Source organism: Paraburkholderia sp. BR14320, assembly GCF_040948665.1.
GTDB classification, from domain to species: Bacteria; Pseudomonadota; Gammaproteobacteria; order Burkholderiales; family Burkholderiaceae; genus Paraburkholderia; species Paraburkholderia youngii.
Map to the genome: position 1 here is coordinate 1 of NZ_JBFPKG010000108.1, position 7,175 is coordinate 7,175.

General features: G+C 62.5%; 3 protein-coding genes and 4 pseudogenes. 6 read left to right on the forward strand and 1 reads right to left on the reverse strand.

Going from position 1 to position 7,175, the window contains the following annotated elements; all coding sequences use genetic code 11:
• Positions 1-119: 119 nt before the first annotated feature.
• The 4 genes and pseudogenes from AB3X89_RS38400 to AB3X89_RS38415 all read left to right on the forward strand — a co-directional run.
• Positions 120-1,814 (forward strand): annotated as a pseudogene (locus tag AB3X89_RS38400) (DEAD/DEAH box helicase); the annotation flags it as partial.
• 23 nt (positions 1,815-1,837) lie between these two features.
• Positions 1,838-2,302, forward strand: coding sequence for a hypothetical protein (locus tag AB3X89_RS38405; protein ID WP_368587839.1), 465 nt, complete (start codon positions 1,838-1,840; stop codon positions 2,300-2,302).
• Positions 2,265-2,792, forward strand: a pseudogene (locus AB3X89_RS38410) (DEAD/DEAH box helicase); the annotation flags it as partial. The gene AB3X89_RS38405 and the pseudogene AB3X89_RS38410, both read left to right, overlap by 38 nt.
• 80 nt (positions 2,793-2,872) lie before the next feature.
• Positions 2,873-3,241 carry a transposase gene (locus tag AB3X89_RS38415; protein ID WP_368587840.1) on the forward strand — a complete coding sequence of 123 codons (369 nt, stop codon included), beginning with the start codon at positions 2,873-2,875 and terminating at the stop codon, positions 3,239-3,241.
• 194 nt (positions 3,242-3,435) lie between these two features.
• Here the strand turns inward: AB3X89_RS38415 and tnpA are convergent.
• Positions 3,436-3,654, reverse strand: a pseudogene (gene tnpA / locus AB3X89_RS38420) (IS200/IS605 family transposase); the annotation flags it as partial.
• A 291-nt stretch (positions 3,655-3,945) separates the two neighbouring features.
• Here tnpA and AB3X89_RS38425 point away from each other — a divergent pair.
• Together AB3X89_RS38425 and AB3X89_RS38430 are read left to right on the forward strand one after the other, a co-directional pair.
• Positions 3,946-4,423 (forward strand): annotated as a pseudogene (locus AB3X89_RS38425) (IS5 family transposase); the annotation flags it as partial.
• 415 nt (positions 4,424-4,838) lie between these two features.
• Positions 4,839-6,839: an avirulence protein gene (locus tag AB3X89_RS38430; RefSeq protein ID WP_368587841.1), complete on the forward strand. Its 2,001-nt coding sequence runs from the start codon at positions 4,839-4,841 to the stop codon at positions 6,837-6,839.
• The last annotated feature ends 336 nt before the right edge of the window (positions 6,840-7,175 follow it).

The window sequence follows — 7,175 nt, forward strand, 5'->3', positions numbered from 1 at the left end:
AGGACAGATGAAATGTGCGGGCAAAGACCCGTCGTCTGCTTCCCAGCAGTTTTACTCCCTTGTGTCATAAGCAATACTTATCATATCGACATTTCTCGTCCCGACACCCTTACTGCAACAGAACCCGCCTGCGCGCCGACCGGCTGAAACCGGTCGTGCGGATACTGGTCGATCTGTTCGAGTCTGTTGGAGAAGGTTCCCTGCGGATTTCCGAACTGGATGCCGGCCGCCTCGAAGCACTGAACGATACGGGCCGCTGGCAGTTCCACGGCGATGCGTCAATTCGCCAGCTCGCGCAGCGCCTGCAGGTCGGACCAGGTCTGGCCGAGGTACCCGTGCCGCGCGGATTGCAGGCTGAATTACGCGCGTACCAGCATCAGGGCTTAAGCTGGATGCAGTTCCTGCGCGAGCACAACCTGTCGGGCGTGTTGGCCGACGACATGGGACTCGGCAAGACCGTGCAGACACTGGCCCATGTGCTCGCCGAAAAGGAGGCAGGTCGTCTCGAGCAGCCCGCGCTGATCGTCGTGCCGACCACGCTGGTCCACAACTGGCGCGAGGAAGCGGGACGTTTCGCGCCCGGCCTGAAAGTCCTCGATCTGAACGGGCCCGAGCGCCGCGATCGTTTCGACCAGATCGGCGAACACGATCTCATCCTGACGACCTACGCGCTGCTGTGGCGCGATCAGGCCATCCTCGCGCGGCATGACTATCACCTGCTGATCCTCGACGAGGCCCAGTACGTCAAGAACGCCACGACCAAAGCGGCAGCTACCATCCGCGAACTGCGCGCGCAGCACCGCCTGTGTGTGACCGGTACGCCACTCGAAAATCACTTGGGCGAGTTGTGGTCCCAGTTCGATTTCCTGCTGCCCGGGTTCCTTGGCAGCCAGAAAGATTTTACGAAGCGCTGGCGCACGCCGATCGAGAAAGGCGGCGACACCGTGCGGCGCGAGCTGCTCGCACGCCGAATCCGCCCGTTCATGCTGCGCCGGCGCAAGGATGAGGTTGCGACCGAACTGCCGCCGAAGACAGTCATCGTGCGCACCGTGGACATTGAAGGTGCGCAGCGCGATCTGTATGAAACGGTACGCGCCGCGATGCAGGAAAAGGTCCGGACCGCCGTTGCCGCACAGGGACTCGCCCGCAGTCACATTATCGTGCTCGAGGCGTTGCTCAAGCTGCGTCAGGTCTGCTGCGATCCGCGCCTCGTCAAGCTGGAGAAAGCGGCACAGGGCAGGGAATCAGCCAAGCTTGACCTGCTCCTCGAAATGCTCCCGGAACTGATCGACGAAGGGCGCCGCGTGCTGCTGTTCTCGCAGTTCACCGGGATGCTGGCGCTGATCTCGGCGGCGCTCGAGAAGGCCGCCATCCCATACGTCATCCTCACCGGCGACACCACCGATCGCATGACGCCCGTGCAGCGCTTCCAGCAAGGGGAAGTGCCGCTCTTCCTGATCAGCCTGAAGGCCGGCGGTGTTGGTCTGAACCTGACGGCAGCCGACACCGTGATTCACTACGATCCGTGGTGGAACCCCGCCGCGGAAAACCAGGCGACGGATCGTGCGCATCGTCTCGGCCAGGACAAGCCGGTGTTCGTCTACAAGCTGATCGCCGCCGGCAGCATCGAGGAAAAGATCGTCGCGCTGCAGGAGAAGAAGGCCGTACTGGCCGATAGCATTCTGTCTGAAGATGGCGCCGGCGCGGTCAAGTTTTCAGCCGACGACCTCGATGCGCTGTTTGAACCGATTCCGGATGTCTCGCCGGCCGCAGCGGCCCGTCCGCGCGCCAGGACCGGTACGCAGGGCCGATGATGTCCAGTTTCTCTGCAAATTCCATGACCCCAGCCGATTTTCCGTTCCCCGCACAAGCCGGCCACCGGCTCACCATCGCCCACGTCGAGGCCGCGCTCTCGCGCTGGCGTGAGCGCAAACCAGTCACCCTGCACACCTCGACCTCCCCGGGCGAAACCCTCGCCAGACTGATTGCGCGAATGACGACCCGCCGCGAAACCACCGTCCGGTGGATTGACCTCATTTTTGTGGAACGTCACGCGCTCGGTATCCTCTATCCGCATCCGGTCGGTAACGCCTGGCCCGGGTTGCCCCTGACTGAAGCGACAATCAATTTCTCCAGTCGAGCCTGTGATGTTCAAGCCGTTGCCGATCGGTCAAATTTCTCTTTCTGGCTCATCGACTTAGCATCGTTTTGGCGAGAAATTGACGAATTGCGGCCGTCTGGTGAGTCCGGCGCTGGGTGTTGTCGGCGCCAAGGTGCGGGCGTTCGCAGCTCTTGCCACTGAGCTGTCAGCCAACCAGCACAAAACCCTGGTATTCAGCCAGTTTGTGGATTTCCTCACGCTGCTGCGGGAACCACTCGATGAGGCCGGGATTTCCTATCAATACCTCGATGGTGCCACGCCGGCCGCAGAGCGCACCCGGCGCGTCGCAGCGTTCCAGGCGGGCGAAGGAGATCTGTTCCTGATCAGCCTCAAGGCAGGCGGTTTCGGCCTGAACCTCACGGCCGCCGATTACGTCGTGATCGCGGATCCGTGGTGGAACCCGGCGGCTGAAGATCAGGCCATGGGGCGTGCGCACCGCATGGGGCAGCAGCGGCCCGTAACGGTCTACCGTCTCGTCAACCAGGGCACGCTGGAGGAACGGATCGTCGCATTACATCAGAGCAAGCGTGCGTCGGCAGAGGGAATCCTCGAAGGAGGCGATGGCATCGTGCTGCCCTCGACAGATGAACTCATTGCCCTGCTCAAAGAAACGCGTAACCCAATGAAATAAAAGCCATTCAGCCATTCCAGCAAATCTGGGGTTCCCGCTTACAACCCCTAAGTGCGCCGGGCAACCGCAACGAATCGCCCTTGCTGCGTGACGCGCTGCCCCGGCTCACCGCCATGGCGCGCGCCATCGGCGCGGACCTGCGGGGTACAACCGTCAGTCTGGATGGCGTCTACGACTGCCGCGAAAACCGCAAGGCGATCTTCAATCGCGGCATGAGCCCAAACATCCCAGAAAACCTGCGCGGGCGCAAAACACCGAAGCGCGGTCGCAAGCGGCGTTTCGATCCGGCGATCTTCGACGAGCGCTTCAGGACCATCGAGCGCGTGTTCGCCTGGGAGGATACCTTCCGCCGCCTGCTGCTGCGCTTCGAACGCATCAGTGAGGTGCACTACGCGCTCAAGACGCTCGCCTACACGATGATCAATCTGCGACACTACTGCCGCCGCTGATCGCGACGTTCGGGGCCGCCTATTGTCACTTCGCCGGCGCATTGCGCCGTGGCCACGCGCGCCGACACCATGTCGATCACTTCGCCTATCAGATCATTGCCTCGCAGTGCGAAGCCTGCCATGCTGGGCACTTCATGCATCATCGGCTCCTTCAGCGGAAAACCGCTGGAATCCCCTCGAAACCCGCAACGAGTTGTATATGTCGGGACCGACTGGACCAGGAAATGAACGTGGTCCTTGTCCGTCCCTATCTCCAAAAATTTCATCTGATAGCGCTGAGCTATCTCCAGACAGATTTCCTTCAGAACTTCGTCAACCTGGTCATCAAAGACCGCTCGTCGATACTTCGCCGGCAGCACCACGTGATACAGCAACACCGTGACGTTGTGGCTCTTGTGAATGTATTCGCTCATTCACCGCAGCATACGCCGCAAGCGGCGGGGAATCTGACCCGAAGAGATTGAACTGCCTACGCGCTGCGAACGTTCAGAACATCTCCGTTGAGCTGCACCGGCACGCGATGAACTTTGAACGATTGCGTAAGTCTTCCTTCGTTGCGGCTGACAGCACTTCGGCTAGGGGTCTGAAGAGAGGAGAAGGAGCGGTTAGGCTGATTCGCTTGCTTAAGGCAATGCTGATCAAGTCCACCGTTCACGACTGTCATGCGTTATAGCGTGAGCATGTAACGGCGAAAGCGTAAAACGATGAAACAACTGACACTAGCGATGGCTGTCGATCAATGCGCGGGATTCGGGGCGCAGCGCAAACCTACGCGACGCGAAGCGTTTCTCGATGAGATGAACACGATCGTGCCGTGGGCGCAGCTGTGCGCGGTGGTGGAGCCGTTTTATCCGAAACGCGGCAATGGCCGCCCGCCAATTGCGCTGGAGCGCATGCTGCGGATTCATTTTGTGCAGCAGTGGTTCAACCTTGCCGACCTTGCATGCGAAGAAGCGCTGTACGACAGCCTCAGCCTGCGTCGTTTCGTTGGCATTGACCTTGGCAGCGAAACGGTTCCGGACGCCACCACGCTGCTCAAATTCCGGCATCTGCTGGAAGAGCACAAGCTGGGCGAGCGGATCTTCGCGGAAGTAGGCGTGGTACTGCAGGCGCGAGGGGCAAAGCTCAAGAGCGGCACGATCGATCGTCGACGCCACACTGATCGGTGCACCCTTAAATCGAAGCGTCGCCCACAGCCATGACCGACTTGAACCGCATTAGTCCCGGCGCTGGTGTTGATCATACTCCCTTGCAGGAACCAGCCAATGCGCGGCCTGCTTCGCCGGTCGCGCGCGCCACGCCCGCCAGCCTTGCCCGGCCTGAGGGGATGCCTGCGAGCCGTCGGGCAGTACCTGGTGGACTGTCTTTGCCACGCGCGAACTGGTCATCTGCGCAGGATTCGATCTCTTCACTGCTCAACTCGCCGGGGCTCGCCCCCACCACCCCGTCGGACGGGCAGGCACGGCTGCACTGGATGGGCGAGTCGTCCAGCTTGATGGCCCCAAACGCGCCGATTTCACCGCAGGGAAACAGTCCCCCCGGGGCCGACCGTGCCGGTGGCGCTTCAAGCCCTGCGCAGCCAGGCAACGAGCCCAGTGTGACGCAGGCCCTGAAGAGCCTGGGCTACACGGACAAGCAGCTCAAAAAGATCAAGACCGAGGCGTACTCGGACGTGCTGGCGCATCATAACGCCTTGGTCAGCCACGGCTTCTCGCTTGATGAGATCGGCCAGTTGAGCAGCCGCTTCCAGTCGCTGGGGCTGGTGGCGGCCCACCATGGTGCCCTGGCCCAAGCGATTCCGGATCTAACGCGAGCCCAGATCGTGGACATCGGCCGCAGGCGCTCGGGTGATTTCGCGTTGAACGAACTGCTGAGAAAGGAAGCGGGCCATACTCACCCGGTGGGTGCCGAGCTTGCCGCGCCGCCCCTGCGTCTGAGTGCCGCGCAGATTGCCGCCATTGCGGCACGCGGCGAGCGTCCCGCGGTCGCGGCAGTTCATCGCCAGGGACCTGTGCTCATGAGCGAGCCACTGAACCTCAGCGTGGGACAGGTGGTGGCCATTGCGAGCAGAAACGGCGGCAGGCAGGCCCTCGAGGCGGTCAGGACACAGTTGCCGGCGCTGCGTGAGCCTCCGTTTGGCTTGAGCACCGAGCAGGTGGTGGCCATCGCCAGCAACAACGGCGGCAAGCAGGCCCTCGAGGCGGTCAAGGCGCAGTTTGCGGTATTGCGCGGGCCACGGTTTAGCTTGAGCACGGAGCAGGTAGTGGCCATCGCGAGTAACATGGGTGGCAAGCAGGCCCTCGAGGCGGTCAGGACACAGTTGCCGGCGCTGCGTGAGCCTCCGTTTGGCTTGACCACCGAGCAGGTAGTGGCCATCGCCAGCAACGACGGCGGCAAGCAGGCCCTCGAGGCGGTCAGGACACAGTTGCCGGCGCTGCGTGAGCCTCCGTTTGGCTTGACCACCGAGCAGGTAGTGGCCATCGCCAGCAACGATGGCGGCAAGCAGGCCCTCGAGGCAGTCAGGACACAGTTGCCGGCGCTGCGCGAGCCTCCGTATGGCTTGACCACGGAGCAAGTGGTCAACATGGCTTGCGTCGTGGGACGACCGGCGCTTGAGGCCATCCTGGCGTATCTGCCGGCCCTGCGCGAGCGCTTCGATAACGAACGACTTATGACCATCGTCAGCCTGGGCGGAGCGCAGGCACTGGATGCGCTACAGCAAGGTCGGTCCTGGGCCGCCACTAGGCAGCCGGGACGCAGGATCCGGATCGAAGACGCAGGCCCCTCGCGGGCCGTGCACATGCCCGAGCCCAGGGACATCATGGCCTTGTTGAACTTCTTTTGCACCCACCCCGAACCGCTGCAGGCCTTCTCCGACGCTCGTCGACAGTTTGGCCTGCACTCGCAAGCACTGACGCGTCGTCTGGCCCTGGCTGGCGTGACCGAGATGGAAGCGCGAGCCGGAACGATCCCGGATGCCGCGCAGCGCTGGCGCCGCCTTGTCGATAGCCTGAACGGCCGGGCTGTAGACAATGCCGCAGCCTCCTCGCCTGCGGACACGTTGCAAGATTTTGCTCAATCGCTGGAGGATTCGCTCAGGTCGGTCGACGCGGGGAACCCCGGCAGCGAAACGCCCCCAGCCGCGCGAGCCAAGCGGGCCGCTCCCACGGCGCCAACCACTTCGCGCGACGTGCGACCACGATTGGATGCAGCGCCCTCGCTCACTGCTTCAGCGACGCAGTCCGCCTGGGGTCCCCGTCAGGCACGTACGCAGCAAACCGATTCAGTAGCAATGCCTGCGGCACTTAGCTGGGGTACGCAGGCGCCGCGCTCCCAGCGCCCAGCTCGACCCGCTCAGCCAGCCGCGCCAGACCAAGCCGCCCACATGCCGACCAACGCATCGGACACCGAAGACTGGATCGGCCTGGCCGACCCAGGCACCCCGACGGAGGCCGACCTCGATCCCCTTCGTCTCCATCGCTTCTTTCCCGGACACACTGGCCCCTCCCAAAGCGAGGCTTCCAACGCGCTCATGCTGACTAACGAGGAGCTCTGCTGGCTCGACGACCTGTTCGCGTATCCGCCCGAGAATCCGTAAGCGACTCGGCCAGGCCAGTCCCCCATTCGCGCGGGTTCTGATGTGATGGACGACTCCCGCTACCCAGCGAGCGGTTTAAGCCAAAGTGGAGAAGTCGTGACGTCCACGGCAAAGGAGCGTTCATCATGAATATAGCGACTGTTGGACTGGATCTGGCCAAGAGCGTGATGCAGGTTCACGCAGGCTTTGTTCAGCAGGGTAGGCCCGTTGTTGGTTGCGGACGCAACTAGAGCTTTTTGACGCAAACGGCCTTGCCGAAGCTGTTCCACAGATTCACGAGGTTCGCGATAATCACGCCCTCGCGCTGCTGCGATTCGATGTTGCGCGTCAGCAGTC